The sequence below is a fragment of the Candidatus Nanosynbacter sp. HMT-352 genome (assembly GCF_022819365.1).
Classification (GTDB): domain Bacteria; phylum Patescibacteriota; class Saccharimonadia; order Saccharimonadales; family Saccharimonadaceae; genus Nanosynbacter.
The window spans coordinates 301,761-321,487 of sequence record NZ_CP089289.1; the positions used below are offsets into that span (position 1 = coordinate 301,761).

A 19,727-nucleotide genomic window follows, 5' to 3' on the forward strand; every position below is an offset into this window, starting at 1 on the left:
GGCGGCGGCTGTGTTGATTTTTTATGTCCATGTGATATAAATAATAAACTAGTTTCATCAATGAACTTATCGATATAAGAGATGACTATTAAGGAGAGGATAATTTATGTCTGGCGAGCTACAGCCTTTGGATACTGAAAAATATTTTGAAAGACTGAGTTGTATAATTGGGGAGCTTGGAGGCATCGCAACTAGAGGGTCAGGGTTAGGTACCGAAGTGAAAAAGCTTACATTGGAGGCTGAAGGTATTCTTGGAATATTGTGGTGCGCTACTTGTCCTGACCGCGAAGAAGCGTTATCTGATGAGGATGCAGCGAGCGAACAGGCAATGCAGGACCGTGCTGAGGACTGTGCTGAGGAAATAGAATTTTTGCCAGAAAATAGAGAATATTAGTTCGTTTGTCAATTTATAGCACAAGTTTCATGCTTGTTCCAATTATTAAAAATCACCCTGAGTATGGGTGATTTTTTTATGGTGAAAAATTGTCAAAAATGGTGGGAAATACAGGTCTCGAACCTGTGACCTCACGAATGTGAATCGTGCGCTCTAGCCAACTGAGCTAATTTCCCGTAATTACATCTGTCGTTTTATCTAACGAACTCGTGATGTGAGCTAATTATAGTTCAGGCTTCAAGTCCTGACAAGCTACGCCGAGCGTATCCTATTGACTTTTTTACACAAGTGTGGTATAAATAAAGGTAGCTTTCGTTGATAAGTTGAGTAAATCCTTATCCGAAAGTGAACTTTGACAGGCAATCGAATACAAGATGAGTTTTTATTTCTTTTTTGAATGCCAAGAGAACTAAGATCTCATCTTGTGTTGTTAAGAGAACAACACTTCGCTGCACACCCGCAGAGATGAGAACACCAGAAGAAAGGTGAAAACCATGTCCACGCGATTCGAGACCTACGTATTCCACCTTAATATGTCAACCAAATTGCTCAGGCTATTTTGGAAGGATATTCGTCGCACTGTCCTCGATGATATCCTCAATGATTTCCGTTTTGAAGATCCCGTCAAGGAGCTCTGCTTCAGAAAGTCTATTGAATCAGTACAGGATCATACGGAGAGTCTAGGAAATCTCGTATACTACTACTTCCTTGGGGAGTGTGACAAAGAGGGGGTGGACTCTGATGGGCTTGACGCAAAAGACACCGTAGAAGGTGTCTTCGACGAGGCTCTATCAGCCAGACTATCATTCGCAATCATTAAGGAGGTCTTGGGGAGCATCCCCAGCATCCCCATGGAAAACGAAGAAGAGGCAAATTCAGTGGCTGATCTTCAGGTCACAATCTATGACACCCTTCTCCATATCATGAAGATTTCCAGTGATTACCTGCAATCCTAGCGATTCTCTACTCTGCATGGCAGGTGATTGTTCTTTTACGATTGCCTGTCATGTAGACTCTGAACTTATGACATTAAAAATCACCCTGAGCATGGGTGATTTTCTTTATAGTGAAAAATCTCAGTTCTTGGTGCGGATGAAAGGACTTGAACCTTCACGCCGTGAGGCACATGCTCCTAAGGCATGCGTGTCTACCAATTCCACCACATCCGCATAACCCGATTATATCAAAACAAATTCTACTTATCAACTGTCCGCGCTTATGTTAAAATTGAAGTAACATGCTAAGGAGGATTGATGAATAAAGTTGCGAAATATTTGAATGAGCATCTTAGCGGCGAAGTCGCGTCGCAGGATTTTGCATTGAGTCAAGTTGAAGTTGACAATGGACTTTTGGTGCGCCGACCAGAAATGATTGTTCGTGCGGCTAATATGAACGACATCAGAAAAGTGATGCGATTTTGTTCTCAATTGGCAGAGAAAGGTCATGTTTTACCTGTGTTTGTTCGTGGTTGTGGCAATGATGAAACTGGCGCAGCGACGAATAAAGGCATTGCAATTGATGAAAAAACGTATATGAATCGTGTGTTTGGTATTGATCCTCGCCAGCAACTGATTCATGTTCAAGCGGGAATTTCTCTTTCGGCAATCAACGCAACTTTGTCTACTCATAAGGGCTTGGGCTTGCCGCGAACTTCATATGTGGCGGAAGAAGGCACGATTGGTGGCGCAATTAACACAGCTCCGTCTGGAATGTTATCTGGCGCGCATGGCCGTTTTGCTGATGCCATTCAGCAGCTTGAAATTGTCCTAAGTAATGGCGACGTGATCCAGACTGGTCGCATATCTCGACGCGAATTGAGTAAGAAAAAAGGCTTATCGACGTTTGAGGGCGAGATTTATCGAGAGATTGACAATTTAATCTCAGATAACGCCGAGCTGATTTCGCAAATGGATCCAGCTTTGCCAGATACGGTTGGCTACAGTGGGATTTCTCGGGTGAAGCAAAAAGACGGGTCGTTTGACTTGACGCCGTTGTTTATTGGTAGTCAGGGAAGTCTGGGTGTGATTTGCGAAGTTATTATGAAGGCGCAATTTATCCGTCCAGAATATTCAGTTGTTGCCGCATCATATAAAAAGTTGTCTGACGCGCAATCAGCCGTGGAATTAGCGATGAAAAATAAGGCGTCGGCGGTGGAAATAATCGACGGGCGATTCTTCCGTCAGGCTGCGGTCGTCGGTAAGGTAGTTGAGTGGGCACCGAAAGAGTGTTTTAAGGGTGCGGTAGTCTTGGCTATCTTTGACGACTTTTCTGACAGAGCGCGTAATAAAGCCGCGAAGAAATTGACTAGAAAATTGGAATCATCAGAAGCAATTGGCATAAAAACTCTACATTTGGAAGAGCAGGATTTGTTCAGCTTGCATTCTGTTTTGGCTTTGGCGGAAACTCCAAGCGAGCCGCATATGATTACGCCACGCGTTTTCTCTGGGATTTTAATGGCGCCAGAAAAGATTGATAGTTTTCTTAGCGAGTTGAAGTCTCTGGAGTCTAAGTACGGCGTGGATTTGCCAGTTTTTGTTGACTTTTCAAGCGATTATATTTCTCTACATCCGACGTTTGATAGTAAAAAGGTGAGTGAACGCCAGAAGATTCTTCAGTTGTTGGCGGAAATTTCTCAGATTGTTGATAAGTATGAAGGCTCGTTTGCAGGATTTGGTGGTGACGGAAGGTTGAAAGCTAACTTTATCTATAAAAATCTGCCAGATGATGAAAAACAATTATACGCGAAGGTGAAAAAAATCTTTGATCCAGCTGGAATTTTTAATCCAGGAATTAAAGCGGAGGCTCAACCAAAGGAGTTGGCGGCGGAATTAAACGCGTGGTGTAAGCTTCGTAATCAAGCTTGATACTGGTTGAGAATTGGGCTATAATTGACGCGTAGCCCATGCGGATGTGGCGGAATTGGTAGACGCGCTAGCTTCAGGTGCTAGTGTACGCAAGTACGTGAAGGTTCAAGTCCTTTCATCCGCACCAATATTTGACAATTTTTCACCATAAGAAAATCACCCGTAGTTAGGGTGATTTTTAATGTCATAAGTTCAGAGTCTACATGACAGGCAATCGCAAAAGAACAACTGCCTGCCATGTAGATCTATCGAATCGCTGGTGTCCCTAGAGGTGTCAAACTCTAGGACTCAGACGAGTCGTCCTCGGAGAGCATCTCGGCATCCTGCCGAAGGACGTCCAGGATGTTGTCCAAGCGTTCCACTTGGTTATCCCAACGACGAGCCCCGTTGAGAGTCATTCGCGCCTCCTCTCCCGCAATGCGGTAGAGAGACTTAAGCTCGGTCTCAAGATCGTCCAAGTCTCCTGTAAAATCTCGAAGGTCTTTCATTGCCTTTACCTTTCTGGTGTTCTCATCTCTGCGGGTGTGCAGCGAAGTATTGTTCTCTTAACAATACAAGACGAGATCTTATTTCTCTTGGCATTCAAAAAAGAAATAAAACCTCACCTTGTATTCGATTGCCTGTCAAAGTACGCTTTCGGACAAGGATTTACTCAACTCATCAACGAAAGCTACTTTCACTTATATCACACTTGTGTAAAAAAGTCAATAGAAGGCTCTCAACTTTTGTTATTTGTTCAGGAACTTTGATAAAATAACAGAGATGGAAGATAAAAGAAACGTCATTGATAAGTTTAAGGGTCGGAGCGAATCGGAGATTATAAATGAGTTGGATTCTGAAGATCACGGTTTGGTGATTGCGCTGGAAAATACCGAGCGAGATTTTAATATGGGGACAATTGTCAGGAGTGCTAATGCGTTTGGTGTGCGGCAGATTTATGTGATTGGGCGCAGGCAATGGAATAAGCGCGGTGCGATGATGACGGATAAATATCTTCACATTACATATTTGGCGACGACGGAAGAGTTTGTTGAAAAAATGCGTGATGAGGGCAGGGAAATTATTGCTATTGATAATATCCCAGGAAGTGTTAATATGTCGCAGACGAGTTTACCGAAGCGTGCGGTTTTGGTATTTGGACAAGAAGGGCCTGGGATTTCTGCGGAATTAGCGAACGCTGCGGATCAGATTGTGGCGATTGAGCAGTTTGGCTCGACTCGCTCCATAAACGTCGGTGCGGCGGCTACCGTGGCGATGTATTGTTGGCTGCAGCAAAATGTGCTGGCGGAAAACAATTAGTTGATTTCTACGCCTTGTTGGCTCAAAAAATCACGAGTCTTATTATCTAATTTGCAATTTATGAAACGCGATCGTGCCGCCAATTTCCCGCTGCCATAGACAAATTGTGTTTCCTCATCATATTTGATGCCGCGGAAGTCACAGTCCTCCGCTTCAATAATAGCTTTTACGCCACGAAAATCCACATTCCGAACCGACGAATTGGTAAAATAAATTGGTTGCCCGTAGATGTGCTTTGCGTCGTCCAGATTACAATTCTGAAACACGAAAAAGCCCATGACAAACTGGTCGAAATCAACGTCATGAAAATCCTCATCAACAAATCGAACAACCTCTCCCTCTTGGACAGTGGGGTAGCGCTCGTGTTGGTAGGCGGAAAAATCGTTAGCGCGAATAGATTCGGCGATGCGATGTGTGATGTTGTCCATAAATTAATGATACACCATTATTTCTCGCAATAACTCCGCCAGTTCCTACTTTACAAAAAGCATAAAATTTACTATAATAGACGTATGATTTTACCTAAATTCCATCATTCACACGTGTTGCCGAGGTAGGACTCTGATTTTTGATTGTACGCGCCGAGTCCTGCCTCGGCGTTTTTGATTGCTATAAATAAGAAATAATGACATAATGGAGCTAACATGAGCAGTTTATCTACACAAAGTTACAAAGGTTCGCGAGACTATTTTCCAGAGGAAAAGCGTCTGCAGAATTACATTTTTAATGTTTGGCACAAGACGGTTGAGAGTTTTGGCTATGAAGAATACGGTGCGCCGCTGTTGGAGCCGCTAGATATTTATCTGGCGAAGTCGGGTCAGGAATTGGCGGGCGAGCAAACATACGCTTTTGAGGATCGTGGCGGTCGAATGGTGGCAATTCGCCCTGAGATGACGCCGTCGATTTCTCGAATGGTGGCGGCTAAGCGTCAGGAACTGGCGATGCCTGCGCGGCTGTATTCAATTGCTAATTTTATGCGCTATGAACGACCGCAACGTGGGCGTGAGCGTGAGTTTTGGCAATTGAACGCGGATTTGTTTGGCGTGGACGGCGCGGCGGCGGACGCGGAGATTATTGAGCTGAGTCACGCTAGCGTGATGAATTTTGGCGCCAAGCAAGAAATGTTTACGGTCAGGGTTAATAATCGCCAATTGATAAATCGTCTGATGAGCCAATTTTTGAAGCTTGATATTGTTGGTTCGACGATGATGATGAAGCTGCTTGATAGGAAAAATAAGATTCCTGCCGAAGAATTTAAGCGTCAGGCGATTGAGATTTTTGGTAGTCAAGCTTCGGAAGGTTTGCCGAAGTTAGCAAAAATGATCAGTATGAAGTCTGTTGATGATTTGCCGAGCGAATTGATGGAAGATGAAAGCGTCAAGCAACTTCGCGAAGTGATGAAATTGCTTAGCCAAAAAGGCATCACGAATGCAGTGTTTGATGTTACTTTGATGCGCGGACTGGACTATTACACGGGCATGGTTTTTGAGCTTTTTGATAATTCGCCAGAGAATAACCGAGCGTTGTTTGGCGGCGGACGATATGACGGATTGGTCGGGCTATTTGGCGTTGAACCGATTGCTACGGTAGGCGTTGGCATGGGTGCAACAACGATGGAACAATTTTTGGAAGTGCACAATTTGTTGCCTAAATTGGCGTCTAAAACAGATGTGTACATAATTCCGGTGTCGAAAGAATCTATGGCTGGCGCGGACGATTTGGCACGAAAATTGCGCAGCGAAGGCGTGCGAGCGGAGTTGGATATCACTGGTAGAAAGATTGACAAGCAGATAAAAGCGGCAATTAAAAAGCAAATTCCGTTTGCGGTGTTCGTGGGTGAGGATGAAATTGCTAGCGGTGCATACACGGTTCGAAACTTGGTGGAATCTGATGAGCAAAAGGTTGGTGCTGAACGAATTGTGACAATTGTCAAAGATCGCCGATATGATGGCGATGAAGACGCTCTGTTTGAGGTATAGCCTGATATCTGTTATAATTAGTCTTTATGAAGACTACTGTAAAAAAACTATCAGATACTAAAGTTCAATTGACGATTTCTTTGGGCGCTAGCGAATTGGCTGACGCAGAGCAGGTTTCCTTGACAAAGTTGGCGCGCGACATCAAAGTTCCAGGTTTCCGCAAAGGAAAAGTTCCCGCAAGCATAGCCGCTAAGCACGTTGATCCGAATGCACTTCAGGAGCAGATTTTAGAGAATGCTTTGTCAAAGGCAGTAGCTGAGGCATTTCTACAGGAAAAATTGCAAGCTTTGGATCGACCAAGTGTTGAGGTGAAGAAGTTTGTGCCGGGCGCTGAGTTGGAATTTACGGCTGAAGTTGAAGTTATTCCGCCGGTAAAATTGGGCGATTATAAAAAATTGACAGCGAAAAAAGAAGTAGCCAAGGTCGAGGATAAAGATGTCGACGAGGTTATTGAGCGAATCCGTAAAAACTATTCTGAAAAATCAGAGGTCAAGCGTGCCGCTAAGCTCGGCGACGAGGCTGTGATTGACTTTACGGGAAAGAAAGACGGCGTGGCGTTTGACGGCGGTTCGGCTAAGGAATATGGCTTGAAGCTTGGTGAAGGTCAATTCATTCCTGGATTTGAAGAAGGTGTGATTGGTCATAAGGCTGGTGAAGAGTTCGATTTGAAATTGAAATTCCCAGAGGATTATCACGCTGACAATCTGGCGGGTCAAGACGTTGTATTTACTGTGAAGCTTCACAAGGTTAATGAATTGAAATTGCCAGAACTAAATGATGAATTTGCTGCAAAATGTGGTCCATTTACAGAGATGAAAGAAGTAAAAGCGGACATCAAGCGTGAACTTACCGCGCAAAAAGAGCGTGAAGCTGATGAGAAATTTAAGGACGCGCTAGTTGGTGAGTTGACGGAAAAGAGTAAAGCTGCGCTGCCAGAACTTTTGGTTGAGGATCAATTGCGATCAATCGAGCGTGATTTGACTCAGAATTTGATGTATAGCGGACTGAGTTTGGATAGTTATTTGAAAACTCAGGGCTTCAAGGATAAAGAAGAGTGGACGAAGAAAGAGGCTCGTCCAGCGGCTGAAAAGCGCGTTAAGGCTGGCTTGGTGTTGGCTGAATTATCGAAGGAATTGAAGATTGACGCTTCTCGTGATGAAATCCAGAAACAAATTGACTTCTTCAAGCAACAATACGGCAAAGATAAGAAAATATTAGAGCAATTTGACAATCCAAACGTCCATCGCGACATTGCCAACCGAATGATTACAGATAAGACCGTTGCTAAATTGGTCGAATTAAACACGAAGAAATAGGGTAAATATGCCAAAATCATATCTCATTCCAACTGTCGTTGAAAAGTCGGCCGACGGCGAGCGTGCTTTTGATATCTATTCGAGATTGTTGAATGAGAGGATTATTTTCCTTGGTGAAGACGTTAACGAACATACCGCGAACAGTGTAGTGGCGCAATTACTGCATTTGGCATATGTTGACCCGCAGGCTGATATATCGCTATATATCAATAGTCCAGGCGGTAGTGTTTATGACGGCATGGCAATTTATGACACGATGAATTTTATTAAGCCCGATGTGGCGACGTATGGAATTGGTTTGCAGGCAAGCATGGGGGCGTTTTTACTTAGCTCTGGTGCTAAGGGTAAGAGGTTTTGCTTGCCACATGCCAAGATTATGATTCATCAGCCGTCTTCTGGAACGCACGGAAAAGTGACCGACATGGAAATTGATATGAAGGAAACTTTGGAAGTTAAGGAGATGCTAGCGAAGATTATGGCGAAAAACACCGGTCAGAAGTTGGCTAAGGTCAAGTCTGACATGGAGCGTGACTATTGGATGACGCCAGATGAAGCTGTAAAGTACGGACTGATTGATAAAGTCTTGACTAAATTGTCGTAAAAATTTGCGTGCTTGTTGTTAAAACTACTGGCAATTCTGCTTGTGGTTTTTGGTGGATATTGTCATAATTTGAAGTAAGCGAGGAGGGTTTATGAGGCAATATTTAGACGCATTGAAATACGTTCGTGATAACGGTATGCAAAAAGGTGATCGTACGGGAACGGGGACGATGGAAATTTTTGGTATACAGACGCGATATAATTTGGCGGACGGATTTCCGGCTATGACCACGAAGAAGCTATATTTCAAAAGCGTTGCTCATGAGCTTTTATGGTTTCTTAAGGGTACGGGCAATATTGAATATTTGGCGCAAAACGGCATTCATATTTGGGACGAGTGGCCATATAAAAATTACCTAGAAAAAACCGGTCAGGAAATACCAGAAATTAACGGCGACGAGTGGCGCGCTGGAATGAAGGAATTTATTGATAAGATTGCGAACGATCACGCGTTTGCTGAAGAATGGGGAAATTTGGGGCCAGTTTATGGTGTCCAATGGCGAAAATGGCCGGACGGGAAGGACGGAACTATTGACCAGATTCAGAACGCCATTGACATGATAAAGACAAATCCAGAGTCGCGTCGGAATGTCGTGAGTGCGTGGAATGTGGCGGAAATTGATGACATCGTTCAATCTGGCGGGCTGCCTCCGTGCCATACGATGTTTCAATTTAACGTAAGACCTGGCAAGAACGGCGAGAAGGACAAGCTGGATTTGGCGCTGACTCAGCGCTCGGCGGATATGTTCCTTGGGGTGCCGTTTAATATTGCCAGTTACGCGCTGCTTTTGTCGATTGTCGCTCAAGTTACCGACAAACAACCCGGCGAGTTTATCCATACCTTAAATAGCGCACATATTTACAATAATCATCGCGCGCAAGTTGACGAGCAATTATCGAGGAACCCACTAACGCCGCCTAAGTTATGGCTCAACCCAGACATTAAGAATATTGACGATTTCACTATTGATGATATCCGTTTGGAGAATTATGAGTGTTATCCAGCGATAAAAGCGCCGATTGCTGTGTAGTGTGATTCTTGCGGTCAGTGATTTGCGCCCGTCGGTTGAGGTGATCGATGTCTATTCCTCATCAGATTCTTTAGTTGTAAGAATCATATAATTGTCGTTTTCAATACCAGACTGTCGTAGGCCAGTAATCTCTTGATCGGGTAGAATAACACTAAACTCTCGAGTAGCGGTATCATATAGTATAGTTGCATACTTTCCCACTGTTCTAGCTACTGTTCTACCTTTTTCGTCTTTTTCTGTCCATTTTTCTACAACAGGGGCTTTATCTTTGAATATCGCGCCTTCTGCGGTAGGCTTGCCAGATAGTATTATTGTTCTACCCTCTGGTAGGTCCGCAATCGTAGTGCCTTTTATACGTTCAATGGCTGTAGCTCGTATTGTAAATCGTTCGTCCATACCCTATACTATACCACGAATACCAAATACTGTCAACTTAAGAAGGCTATTTTCTTTTATACGTCGCAAAATCAAAATCGTAACTATTTTCATTATCTGCCGAATGATGTACGCGACCTACTTCCTCCCATATGTTCATATTTATCTCTGGGAAAAAAGTGTCAGCATCGGGAAACTCGGCGTCAATTTCTGTGGCGTAAATAGTGTCAATTTCTGGAATGTCTAGCGCGTCTTTATAAACTTGTGAGCCGCCAATAATAAAAGTCGGATATCGCGATAAAGCCAGGGCGCTTCGTAAATTCATAGCCGTAAGAACTTTTTTAACACCAGTCGGCTTGGATGAAATGACAATATTTTCTCTGTCTGGAAGTGGTCGCGAACCAATTGACTCAAACGTTTTTCTGCCCATAATGACATTGCTATTTCTCGTCAAACGCTTAAAATTCACCAAGTCGGCCGGCAAACTTCGCCCCCACGGCATATCGCCATTTTGTCCGATGGCGCGGTTTTTATCGTAAGCTACAATAATGGCTTTTTCCATAATTTCAGTTTAACATGCTGTAAAATTTACTGAAAGCTTGATAGGAATGCATAAACTTGTCATAATAAGATTTGGTAGAAAAATCACGCAATGGGAGGTGTTTAGTGAGCGTGTACTCAAATAAAGATATATTAGCGGCGATTGAAGACGGGACAATTGTCTGTACGCCGTTCAACCCAAAAAACGTATCGGAAGCCAGCTTAGATTTTACGCTAGGCTTTAATTTTTATAAACAAGAATATGACGATATTTCGCGAGTTTATAATCCGTTTGACGAGTCTGATGTCAATCGATACTTCAAGGGTCCGCTTAAGGCAATTCCGCATGCCGAATGGTGTGAGCGGCACGGTTTTCGGGAATTTAAGAATATTCCGCCAGATCATCCGATTATCGTTTTGAAGCCTGGTGAGCGAATTTTGGCGCATACGCACGAATTTGTTGGGATTCGGACGCATGGCGGCGCGGCTGAGGTGAAAAGTCGTAGCTCTTGGGGGCGAAACGGCGTGGCGGTGTGTTTTGACGCTGGCTGGGTTGATCCGGGATATATCAATCGGATTACGCTTGAGATTTACAATTTGAATAAACACGAGAGCGTAGTTTTGCCTGTCGGTGAGAGAATTGGGCAATTGATTTTTCATCACACTGGTCAGGTTGACGGCGGATATGCTAGTGGGCGCGGCGGAATGAGCGGTAAATATCAGCACACTGACGATTTGGATGAATTGATAAGAACTTGGCGTCCAGAAATGATGTTGCCGCGGGCGTTTAAGGACCGTCGGCATAAACCGATGGAAATCGCGGGACTTGGCGAGGGGATTTTGTGATGATGGCAGGTTCAATGTTTCGCTCACGGACGAAAGAGAAAGAATATATTAATCACAGGAAAAAGCACGAGTCTGACGGCTGCGATTTTTGTCAATTGGTAAGACATCACACAGATCAGGTCGTTGGTGAAACGGCGCATTGTCTGATCATTAAGAATAGGTTTGGTTATAATTTTTGGGATGGCTGCGGCGTGGACGACCATTTGATGGTAATACCGAAACGACACGTGGACTCGCTGGCGAATTTGAGCGACGAGGAAAAGATTGACTATATGAATCAGATTGCGAAATTTGAGAATGACGGCTATTCGATTTACGCCCGAGCGCAAGGAAGTAAAACCAGGTCAATGGCGCACCAACATACGCATTTTATAAAAGTTGACGGCAAGGCGAAAAAGATGATGCTTTATCTGAATAAGCCGCATACTGTGATTACGAGGTGATGATGAACGACGCGGGAAAATATATAGTTATCGAGGGCAATGACGGGACGGGCAAGTCGACGCAGGTCGCGAAATTGGCGGAATATTTTCGGTCAATCGGGCGAACGGTTTGCGTGATTGAAGAGCCGGGAAGTGACGATCCAGAAAAATCAACTCCAATAGCAAATGAACTTCGAAAAGTGATTAAAAATGGCGATCTGGCTCGCTCTGCGGCGGTGAATGTGGCACTATTTTCTGCAGCTCGGCGTGAATTGTGGCGGGAAAAAATTCAGCCTGCGTTGGAGCGTGGGGAAATTGTTTTGAGTGCGAGAAATTATATTTCAACGCTGGTTTATCAGGGACGAGGCGAAGGTTATGACGAGTCAGAGATCCTGCGATTGACAGAACTGTTCACCGATGAAAGATATCTGAAGCCGGACGTTATGGTTATTTTAAGTTTGAGTCGTGATAAGCGGGAAGAGCGAATTTCTATGCGCGGTGAGCTGGAAAATCCCGACACTTTTGAGTCGCGCGGACAAGATTTTCAGAAAAAAGTCGACGATGGATATTTGGAGATTGCCGAGGCATACGGAATTCCGGTAATTTCTGCTGACGGGACAATTGACGAAGTTCATGATATGTTGATTGATAATATTGAAAAACACTAGTAAAACCCCTTGATTTTATTGACACTTTTCGTCATAATGAGTAGTTATAGAAGTAGTGTATTCATGGCGGGTGAAAATTGCGAGTGGCAAATCGTGATTTTGGGCTATGAATTAGAGATCTTCACGGCCGTCTATTAACCACTAATTAAAGCGAGGAGTGTTTACGCCTGTGGCAAAAAAACCAACCACAAGTAGCGAGCGCGTCTATTTCACCTCTGGTGATAATGCCCTGCCGCTACCAAACTTAATCGCTCACCAAAAAGATTCTTGGCGCTGGTTCGTCGAAGAAGGTTTGAGTGAGATATTTTCAGAAATTAACCCAATTGACGACTACACTGGTCAGAAGTTGTCATTAAAGTTCGGCAAATATTATTTTGGCGAGCCAAAAAACACTGACCAATTTGCCAAAGAAAACAACTTGACATTTGAAGCTCCGCTACACGCAACAGTTGAATTGACAAATAAAACAACTGGCGTAGTTGAAGAGCAGGAAATTTACCTCGGTGAATATCCATGGATGACCGAGCGCGGTACGTTCATTATCAACGGTACGGAGCGCGTGGTTGTTAGCCAGTTGATTCGCTCTGCTGGTGTTTTCTTCACTGCTGAAACAATAGCGGGACGTAATTACTACGGCGCAAAAATCATTCCAGGACGTGGAGCTTGGATGGAATTTGAGACGGCTTCTAATGGCGCGATTTACGTAAAAATTGACCGCCGCCGCAAGATGCCAGCAACGACTTTATTGCGCGCTTTGGGTTATCCAAAGACTGGTGAAATTAAGGAATTGTTCGCTGATATCGATACTGGCGACGTAAAATACATTGACGAAACTTTGGACAAGGATACTTCTCGTGGTGCAAATGAGGCATTGATTGAGGTTTATCGTCGATTGCGTCCAGGTGATTTGGCGACAGTTGATAACGCTCGTCAGATGATTGAGCGAATGTTCTTTGACTTCAAGCGGTTCGATTATTCGCGGGTTGGTCGTTATAAATTGAACCAACGCTTGGGTCTGGATGTTGCAAATACAGCAGAAAATCGTACGTTGCAGATGAGCGATTTGGTGGCGATTTTGCGTGAAGTTATTCGTTTGAACAATACGCAAGAGCCAGCCGACGACATTGACGCATTGAGCAACCGCCGAGTTCGCTTGGTTGGTGAATTGATTGCTCGACAATTCCGCGTTGGTATGCTTCGAATGCAGCGCAACGCGATGGATCGTATGAGCGTGGCTGATTTGGAAAGTGTTAGCCCAAGCCAATTGATCAACGCTCGTCCGATTGTTGCGGCTGTTCGTGAATTCTTTACTTCAAGCCAGTTATCACAGCTGCTTGACGAAGTTAACCCATTGTCAGAATTGAGCCATAAGCGACGCTTGAGCTCGACTGGTCCTGGCGGTTTGACTCGTGAGCGCGCTGGATTTGAGGTTCGTGATGCCCACCCAACTCACTATGGTCGTATTTGTTCAGTGGAAACGCCAGAAGGTGCGAATATCGGTTTGGTGTTGAACTTAGCGGCTTACGCACGTGTTAACGAATACGGATTTATTGAGACTCCGTATCTTCGCGTAAAAGATGGCAAAGTGACCGACGAACTTGTTTACTTGGATGCTTCACAGGAAATTGGTGAGGTTATTGCCGATGCTGGTGAGGCTCTTAACGAAGATGGGACTTTCCGCGACGAGCGTGTCAACGCCCGCAGTAATATGCAGCCATCTCAAGTTGATGCTAGCCAGGTTACTTACATGGATGCAGCTCACCGTCAGATTCTAGGTTCGACTGCGGCGTTGGTTCCGTTTATTGAAAAGACGCGCGTTGACCGTGCTTTGACTGGTTCAAACATGCAACGCCAGGCGGTTCCTCTATTGTGTCCAGAATCCGCAACTGTTGGTACTGGAATTGAAAAGGCCGTGGCCGAGAATAGTGGTCACTTGATTCAGGCTAGTGGTGACGGCGAAGTTGTTCGCGCTGATGCCGACGAAGTCCATGTTAAATATGCTGACGGCGTAAAGATTTACACGTTGAAGCATTTCGTGAAGAACAATGACGATCGTTGTTACAACCAAAAAGTCCGCGTTGAGCGTGGCGATAAGGTGAAGAAGGGCGACATTCTGATTGAAGGCGCTTCAATTGCCGGCGGTGAAATTGCCCTAGGTAAAAACCTTCTGGTTGCCTTCATGCCATGGGGTGGCTACAACATGGAAGACGCGATTATTATGAGTCGTCGTTTGGTTGAAGATGATCGATTGACAAGTATCAACATTAAGGATTACACCGTTGAGGTTCGCGAGACGAAGCTTGGTCCAGAGATTGTGACGCGCGATATTCCAAACGTTTCCGAGGAAAGTTTGCGCCACTTGGACGAGAACGGAATTGTTCAAATTGGTTCCGAGGTTAAGGCTGGCGATGTTTTGGTTGGTAAGATTACACCAAAGGGCGAGCAGGAATTGAGCTCTGAAGAGCGTTTGCTTCGCGCAATCTTCGGCGAGAAAGCTAAGGACGTTCGTGATACATCGCAGCGAATGAACAACGCGGGCGGCGGTAAAGTTGTTGGCGTTAAGATCTTTAGTCGTGAAAATGGTCACGAATTGAAGGCTGGCGTTTTGATGCAAATCCAGATCTTCGTTGCGCAATTGCGAAAGATTGGCGTTGGTGATAAGATGGCTGGACGATTCGGTAACAAGGGTGTTGTGGCGAAAGTTCTTCCTGTTGAGGATATGCCATTCCTAGAGGACGGTACGCCAGTTGACGTGGTTTTGAACCCACTTGGTGTGCCAAGCCGCATGAACCTTGGTCAGATTTTTGAAACTCACCTTGGTATGGCGGCGCGAGCATTGGGTTACCGTGTAGCAACTCCGTCATTTAACGGTGTTCCGAGTGAGAAGATTTCTGATGAGCTAGAAAAAGCTGGTTTGGCGCGTGACGGTAAGAGTCAATTGTTTGACGGTCGTACCGGTGAACCGTTTGAGGAACGAACGACAGTTGGTGTGATGCATATGATTAAGTTGCACCACATGGTTTCTGACAAGATTCACGCCCGCTCAACTGGTCCATACACGATGGTTACTCAGCAGCCGCTTGGTGGTAAAGCGCAAAACGGTGGTCAGCGCTTTGGTGAAATGGAGGTTTGGGCATTGGAAGCTTACGGCGCCGCTGCAACCTTGCAGGAAATGTTGACAATTAAGTCCGACGACGTTTACGGTCGCGCAAAGGCTTACGAGTCAATCATTAAGGACGAACCAATTGTTGGTCCAAAACTTCCAGAGTCCTTCAACGTGTTGGTTAAGGAGCTTCAAGGTTTGGGTCTTCGAGTTGACTTGGTTGACGACGAGGCAACAGTTGATGCTGAACACGTTATTGCTTCAAGTGGTCCGGAAGACAAGACCGTTGCCGCTGACAATGAGGAAGAAGAAACATACTTGGACGAATCAGATGACATCGGTGAAATTGACGATGGCATGAGCGTGCAAGATATTGATGAAGTAGAAGAAATAAAGGAGGACGCGTAAGATGGCAAATTCTGCATTTAACGCAACGGGCATCAGCGATTTTGACGCGGTTCGTTTGGCGGTAGCTAGCCCAGAAGACATTCTGAAATGGAGCTACGGCGAAGTTTTGAAGCCAGAAACAATTAACTATCGCACACAAAAGCCAGAGCGCGACGGATTGTTCTGTGAGCGAATCTTTGGTCCAGTTAAGGATATCAATCCACACGACTCAAAGCTTAAGGGCGTACGTTCACGCGAAGCTGCTGTCGATAAGAATGGCGAATTAGTCACTAAGTCAATCGTTCGTCGTGAGCGAATGGGCCACATTCAATTGGCAGTGCCTGTAGCGCACATTTGGTTTATGCGCGGCACTCCAAGCGCAATGAGCCAGTTGCTTGGCATGACGGTTCGTAATATTGAGAAAATCGTTTACTTTGCAACTTACGTTATCTTAAGTGTTGACGAAGCAACTCGTGATCAATATTTGGCAGATTTGGAGGCGGAAACTGATTTAGCTCGTAAGGCTATCAAAATCCGCTACGAAAAAATGGCTGAAGAAGATGGCGCTGACGTTAAGCAACTAGCGAAAGAGCAGAGCCGTGAAGTCGAGGAATTGGAAGAATCTTACGTTGGTAAGAAATCTCAATTGGAGAGCTTAAACAGGGGCGCTTTGATCTCAGAGAGCGAATATCGCAACTTGCCAGAAGAATATGACGAATTGATCGAAGTTGGCATGGGTGCCAGTGCGGTCAAGGAACTTTTGGACAAGATTGAGTTGCCAAAGCTTATCGCTGAATTGACGGAGGAGGCTGAAACTGCGAAAGGTCAGCGACAGAAGAAGTTGCTAAAGCGCTTGAAGATGCTTGAAAGTATGGAATCTGCTGGCATTAAGCCATCAAGCCTATGTATGACCGTTCTGCCAGTTATTCCTCCGGATCTTCGCCCAATGGTGGCGTTGTCTGGTGGTCGATTTGCGACATCTGACTTGAACGATTTGTATCGCCGAATTATCAACCGAAACAATCGCCTAAAGAAGTTGATTGAGCTTAACGCGCCAGAAGTTATTCAGCGCAATGAAAAGCGCATGCTTCAGGAAGCTGTTGACGCTTTGATTGACAATTCAGCATCACGCGGTCGCGCAGTTAGCTCGACTGGTGGTCGTCGCAGCTTGAAGAGCTTGAGTGATATGCTAAAGGGTAAGCAGGGTCGCTTCCGCCAGAACCTTCTTGGTAAGCGCGTTGACTATTCTGGTCGTTCGGTTATCGTGGTTGGTCCAAAATTGAAGATTAACCAATGTGGTTTGCCAAAGCAAATGGCGCTGGAATTGTTCAAGCCATTCGTGATTAGCTGGTTGATTAAGAATGAATTTGCGCACAATATTCGCTCGGCTTCACGTCTAATTGAAGCTGGTGAAGCGGTAGTTTGGGACGCGCTGGATTCAGCAATTGAAGGTAAGTACGTTCTACTTAACCGCGCACCAAGTTTGCACCGTTTGTCAATTCAAGCCTTCCAGCCAGTTTTGGTTGAAGGAAAAGCTATTCAGTTGCACCCGCTAGTTTGTGCCGGATTTAACGCCGACTTCGACGGTGACCAGATGGCTGTTCACTTGCCGCTATCGAAAGAGGCTCAGGCTGAAGCTCGTGAATTGATGAGTGCGACTGCCAACTTATTGAAGCCTGCCGATGGTGCGCCAGTGCTGCACATTTCGCAGGACATCGTGCTTGGTAACTATTACTTGACTTACGACAAGCCGCAAGCTCAGACTGACAAGGTTAAAACTTACAGCTCTGTTTACGAAGCAGAAATGGCTTACGACAATGGCGTGATTCACTTGCAAACCCCAATTCGCATCTTTGCGAAAGGTAAAATGCGTGAAACAACTTTGGGTCGCGTCTTCTTCAATGAGATTCTGCCTGAAGATTTCCCGTATGACAATAATGTCCAGACCAAGAAGCAGCTTAAGAAGGTGTTGGCGCAAATATTCAACAAGTATGGCGCCGAGGAAACTGCTAAGATTGCAGATCGTATGAAGGGTCAGGCTTTCCGCTTTGCTACGGTTGCGGCTGTGTCGACTGGTATGGCCGACTACGTCCACTTCGAGGAAATCCCTCAGTTTGTGGCTGAAGGTGATGCTAAGGCAGCTTTGATTTCTGAGCAATTCGACCAAGGTTTGATTACTGAGGAAGAGCGATACAACTTGACGGTTAGCGCATGGCGAAACGTTGACAATAAGATTACAGCATTCCTGAAAGACCAATTGGCACACATGGATACCAGTATCTCTATGATGGTCAACTCTGGTGCTCGTGGTGATATTTCCAACGTGAAGTTGGCGAGCGCGATGATTGGTGTTCAGATGGACGCAACCAACCATGAGATTGAGCTTCCAATCCGCAGCTCTTACACCGGCGGTTTGTCTAGCCTTGAAGCCTTTATCGCAACCCGTGGTGCACGTAAGGGTCTTATTGACACGGCTCTTAAGACTGCCGACTCGGGTTACTTGACTCGTCGTTTGGTAGACGTTGCACAAGATGTCTTTACTGTTGAAGATGCTGATGGTGACGATGAAGGTTACGCAATTTACCGATCAGAAACCGAAGAGACGATGATTGACTTCTCAAACCGTTTGGCTGGTCGTTATGCTGCTGAAACAATCCCAGGTCACGTCAATAAGAACGAATTGATCACGCGTGAAATCGCAGATTCAATTGACGACGACGAAAGCATTGAAAGCGTTAAGATTCAATCTGTATTATCAACGAACAATCTTAACGGTATTCCGCAGCGAAGTTACGGTATTGATATGTCGACTGGTAAATTGGTTGGCAATCATCAGCCAGTCGGTGTTATCGCCGCTCAGTCAGTCGGTGAGCCGGGTACCCAGTTGACGCTTCGTACCTTCCACAACTCTGGTGTTGCTGGTGGTGACATTACCCAAGGTCTTCCTCGTGTTGAAGAATTGTTTGAAGCGCGCACACCAAAGGGTCAAGCATTCATTACGGAAGTTGCTGGTTTGGTTGACGTTTGGGAAGATGGCAAGAAATATATCGTTCAAATTACACCAGAATCTGGTAAGGTTGAGCGATTGCCATTGGAAGGCCGAACTGTTGTAGTTAAGGCTGGCTCAAGCGTTAAGGCTGGCGACGTCTTGGCAACTGGCGAGAGCGACACTCGACCTTTGATCGCGCCATTTGACGGTGTGATTGAGTCGGCTGAAGATACTTTGGTGATAGCGGCAGAGGCTGCTTCACCAACTCGCTACGAAATTCCAGGCAATATGCAGTTGGTCGTTAAGGCAAACGATGTTGTCGAAGCTGGTGATCGATTGACGGCTGGATCATTGAACTTGCACGATTTGATGCGACTTAAGGGTGTTGAGGCAACTCAGCGCTACATCATTAACGAAGTTCTGCGAATTTACGCTGCTCAGGGTCAGGACGTGGCTGACAAGCACTTGGAGATTATTGTTCGCCAAATGTTTAGCCGCGTGCAAATCGAAGATGCTGGTGATAGCGAATTCGTGACTGGCGACATCGTTTCTAAGGCTGCTGTGGTCAATGCGAATAAGCAATTGGCTGCTGAAGGTAAGAACTTGATTAGCTACACGCAATTGCTACTCGGTATCACGAAGGTGTCAATCTGGAGCGACTCATGGCTATCAGCTGCGTCCTTCCAGGATACTACTCGCGTCTTGATTAACGCCGCCGTATCTGGTCGAGCCGACCACTTGCACGGTTTGAAGGAAAACGTCATCATCGGACGCAAGATTCCAGTAGGAACTGGTGCTGTCGAAGAAGGCAAAGAACTCGAAACACCGAGCGAAGACGAATTCGTCGAAGAAGAAGTTGCTGCTTAATAAGTAGGCTTCGTAACTACAGAAACCGCCTCAATTCCGGGGCGGTT

The 19,727-nt window shown here is 45.3% G+C and carries 17 protein-coding genes and 3 tRNA genes; 14 read left to right on the plus strand and 6 right to left on the minus strand.

What is annotated here, in order from left to right; genetic code table 11:
• Window positions 1-217 precede the first annotated feature (217 nt).
• Window positions 218-394, plus strand: coding sequence for a hypothetical protein (locus tag LRM49_RS01605; protein ID WP_243778115.1), 177 nt, complete (start codon window positions 218-220; stop codon window positions 392-394).
• A gap of 99 nt (window positions 395-493) precedes the next feature.
• Here the strand turns inward: LRM49_RS01605 and LRM49_RS01610 are convergent.
• Window positions 494-570 (minus strand) — tRNA-Val (locus LRM49_RS01610).
• 318 nt (window positions 571-888) lie between these two features.
• On the opposite strand from LRM49_RS01610, the gene LRM49_RS01615 reads away from it, so the two are divergent.
• Window positions 889-1,350, plus strand: a complete 462-nt coding sequence (locus LRM49_RS01615) for a hypothetical protein (protein ID WP_243778116.1) — start codon at window positions 889-891, stop codon at window positions 1,348-1,350.
• Between the two features lie 128 nt (window positions 1,351-1,478).
• Here LRM49_RS01615 and LRM49_RS01620 read toward each other — a convergent pair.
• A tRNA-Leu gene (locus LRM49_RS01620) sits at window positions 1,479-1,563 on the minus strand.
• 84 nt (window positions 1,564-1,647) lie between these two features.
• Between LRM49_RS01620 and LRM49_RS01625 the strand changes: the two genes are divergently transcribed.
• Both LRM49_RS01625 and LRM49_RS01630 read left to right on the plus strand, forming a co-directional pair.
• Window positions 1,648-3,258 carry an FAD-binding oxidoreductase gene (locus tag LRM49_RS01625; RefSeq protein WP_243778117.1) on the plus strand — a complete coding sequence of 537 codons (1,611 nt, stop codon included), beginning with the start codon at window positions 1,648-1,650 and terminating at the stop codon, window positions 3,256-3,258.
• A gap of 40 nt (window positions 3,259-3,298) precedes the next feature.
• Window positions 3,299-3,385 (plus strand) — tRNA-Leu (locus tag LRM49_RS01630).
• 154 nt (window positions 3,386-3,539) lie between these two features.
• Here LRM49_RS01630 and LRM49_RS01635 read toward each other — a convergent pair.
• Window positions 3,540-3,746, minus strand: coding sequence for a hypothetical protein (locus LRM49_RS01635; protein ID WP_243778118.1), 207 nt, complete (start codon window positions 3,744-3,746; stop codon window positions 3,540-3,542).
• 274 nt (window positions 3,747-4,020) lie between these two features.
• On the opposite strand from LRM49_RS01635, the gene LRM49_RS01640 reads away from it, so the two are divergent.
• Window positions 4,021-4,557, plus strand: a complete 537-nt coding sequence (locus tag LRM49_RS01640) for a TrmH family RNA methyltransferase (RefSeq protein WP_243778119.1) — start codon at window positions 4,021-4,023, stop codon at window positions 4,555-4,557.
• On the opposite strand, the gene LRM49_RS01645 is transcribed toward LRM49_RS01640, so the two are convergent.
• The gene (locus LRM49_RS01645; RefSeq protein WP_243778120.1) at window positions 4,554-4,985 is read right to left on the minus strand and encodes a hypothetical protein; all 432 of its coding nucleotides are present in this window, start codon (window positions 4,983-4,985) and stop codon (window positions 4,554-4,556) included. The two genes, LRM49_RS01640 and LRM49_RS01645, sit on opposite strands and share 4 nt — an antisense overlap.
• A 216-nt stretch (window positions 4,986-5,201) precedes the next feature.
• On the opposite strand from LRM49_RS01645, the gene hisS reads away from it, so the two are divergent.
• From hisS to LRM49_RS01665, 4 genes are all read left to right on the plus strand, one after another.
• Window positions 5,202-6,536: a histidine--tRNA ligase gene (gene hisS / locus LRM49_RS01650; RefSeq protein ID WP_243778121.1), complete on the plus strand. Its 1,335-nt coding sequence runs from the start codon at window positions 5,202-5,204 to the stop codon at window positions 6,534-6,536.
• A 26-nt stretch (window positions 6,537-6,562) separates the two neighbouring features.
• On the plus strand, window positions 6,563-7,852 hold the full coding sequence (gene tig, locus LRM49_RS01655) for a trigger factor (RefSeq protein ID WP_243778122.1): 1,290 nt from the start codon (window positions 6,563-6,565) through the stop codon (window positions 7,850-7,852).
• Window positions 7,853-7,859: 7 nt separating this feature from the next.
• Window positions 7,860-8,453 (plus strand): ATP-dependent Clp protease proteolytic subunit, encoded by a 594-nt coding sequence (locus LRM49_RS01660; RefSeq protein ID WP_243778123.1) that lies wholly within the window; start codon window positions 7,860-7,862, stop codon window positions 8,451-8,453.
• A gap of 91 nt (window positions 8,454-8,544) precedes the next feature.
• On the plus strand, window positions 8,545-9,483 hold the full coding sequence (locus LRM49_RS01665; protein WP_243778124.1) for a thymidylate synthase: 939 nt from the start codon (window positions 8,545-8,547) through the stop codon (window positions 9,481-9,483).
• A 51-nt stretch (window positions 9,484-9,534) separates the two neighbouring features.
• Here the strand turns inward: LRM49_RS01665 and LRM49_RS01670 are convergent, their stop codons facing one another.
• Window positions 9,535-9,879, minus strand: coding sequence for a hypothetical protein (locus tag LRM49_RS01670; protein ID WP_243778125.1), 345 nt, complete (start codon window positions 9,877-9,879; stop codon window positions 9,535-9,537).
• A gap of 46 nt (window positions 9,880-9,925) precedes the next feature.
• Window positions 9,926-10,420, minus strand: a complete 495-nt coding sequence (locus LRM49_RS01675) for a dihydrofolate reductase (RefSeq protein WP_243778126.1) — start codon at window positions 10,418-10,420, stop codon at window positions 9,926-9,928.
• A 110-nt stretch (window positions 10,421-10,530) separates the two neighbouring features.
• Here LRM49_RS01675 and LRM49_RS01680 point away from each other — a divergent pair, with 110 nt between their 5' ends.
• From LRM49_RS01680 to rpoC, 5 genes are all read left to right on the plus strand, one after another.
• Window positions 10,531-11,244: a dCTP deaminase gene (locus tag LRM49_RS01680; RefSeq protein ID WP_243778127.1), complete on the plus strand. Its 714-nt coding sequence runs from the start codon at window positions 10,531-10,533 to the stop codon at window positions 11,242-11,244.
• Window positions 11,244-11,687, plus strand: coding sequence for an HIT family protein (locus tag LRM49_RS01685; RefSeq protein WP_243778128.1), 444 nt, complete (start codon window positions 11,244-11,246; stop codon window positions 11,685-11,687). Before LRM49_RS01680 ends, LRM49_RS01685 begins: the two co-directional genes overlap by 1 nt.
• A 2-nt stretch (window positions 11,688-11,689) precedes the next feature.
• Window positions 11,690-12,334: a dTMP kinase gene (gene tmk, locus LRM49_RS01690; protein ID WP_243778129.1), complete on the plus strand. Its 645-nt coding sequence runs from the start codon at window positions 11,690-11,692 to the stop codon at window positions 12,332-12,334.
• Window positions 12,335-12,503: 169 nt separating this feature from the next.
• Window positions 12,504-15,845: a DNA-directed RNA polymerase subunit beta gene (gene rpoB, locus LRM49_RS01695; RefSeq protein ID WP_243778130.1), complete on the plus strand. Its 3,342-nt coding sequence runs from the start codon at window positions 12,504-12,506 to the stop codon at window positions 15,843-15,845.
• Between the two features lies 1 nt (window position 15,846).
• Complete coding sequence (rpoC, locus tag LRM49_RS01700; protein ID WP_243778131.1) at window positions 15,847-19,680, plus strand: DNA-directed RNA polymerase subunit beta'; 3,834 nt, start codon at window positions 15,847-15,849, stop codon at window positions 19,678-19,680.
• Window positions 19,681-19,727 lie beyond the last annotated feature (47 nt).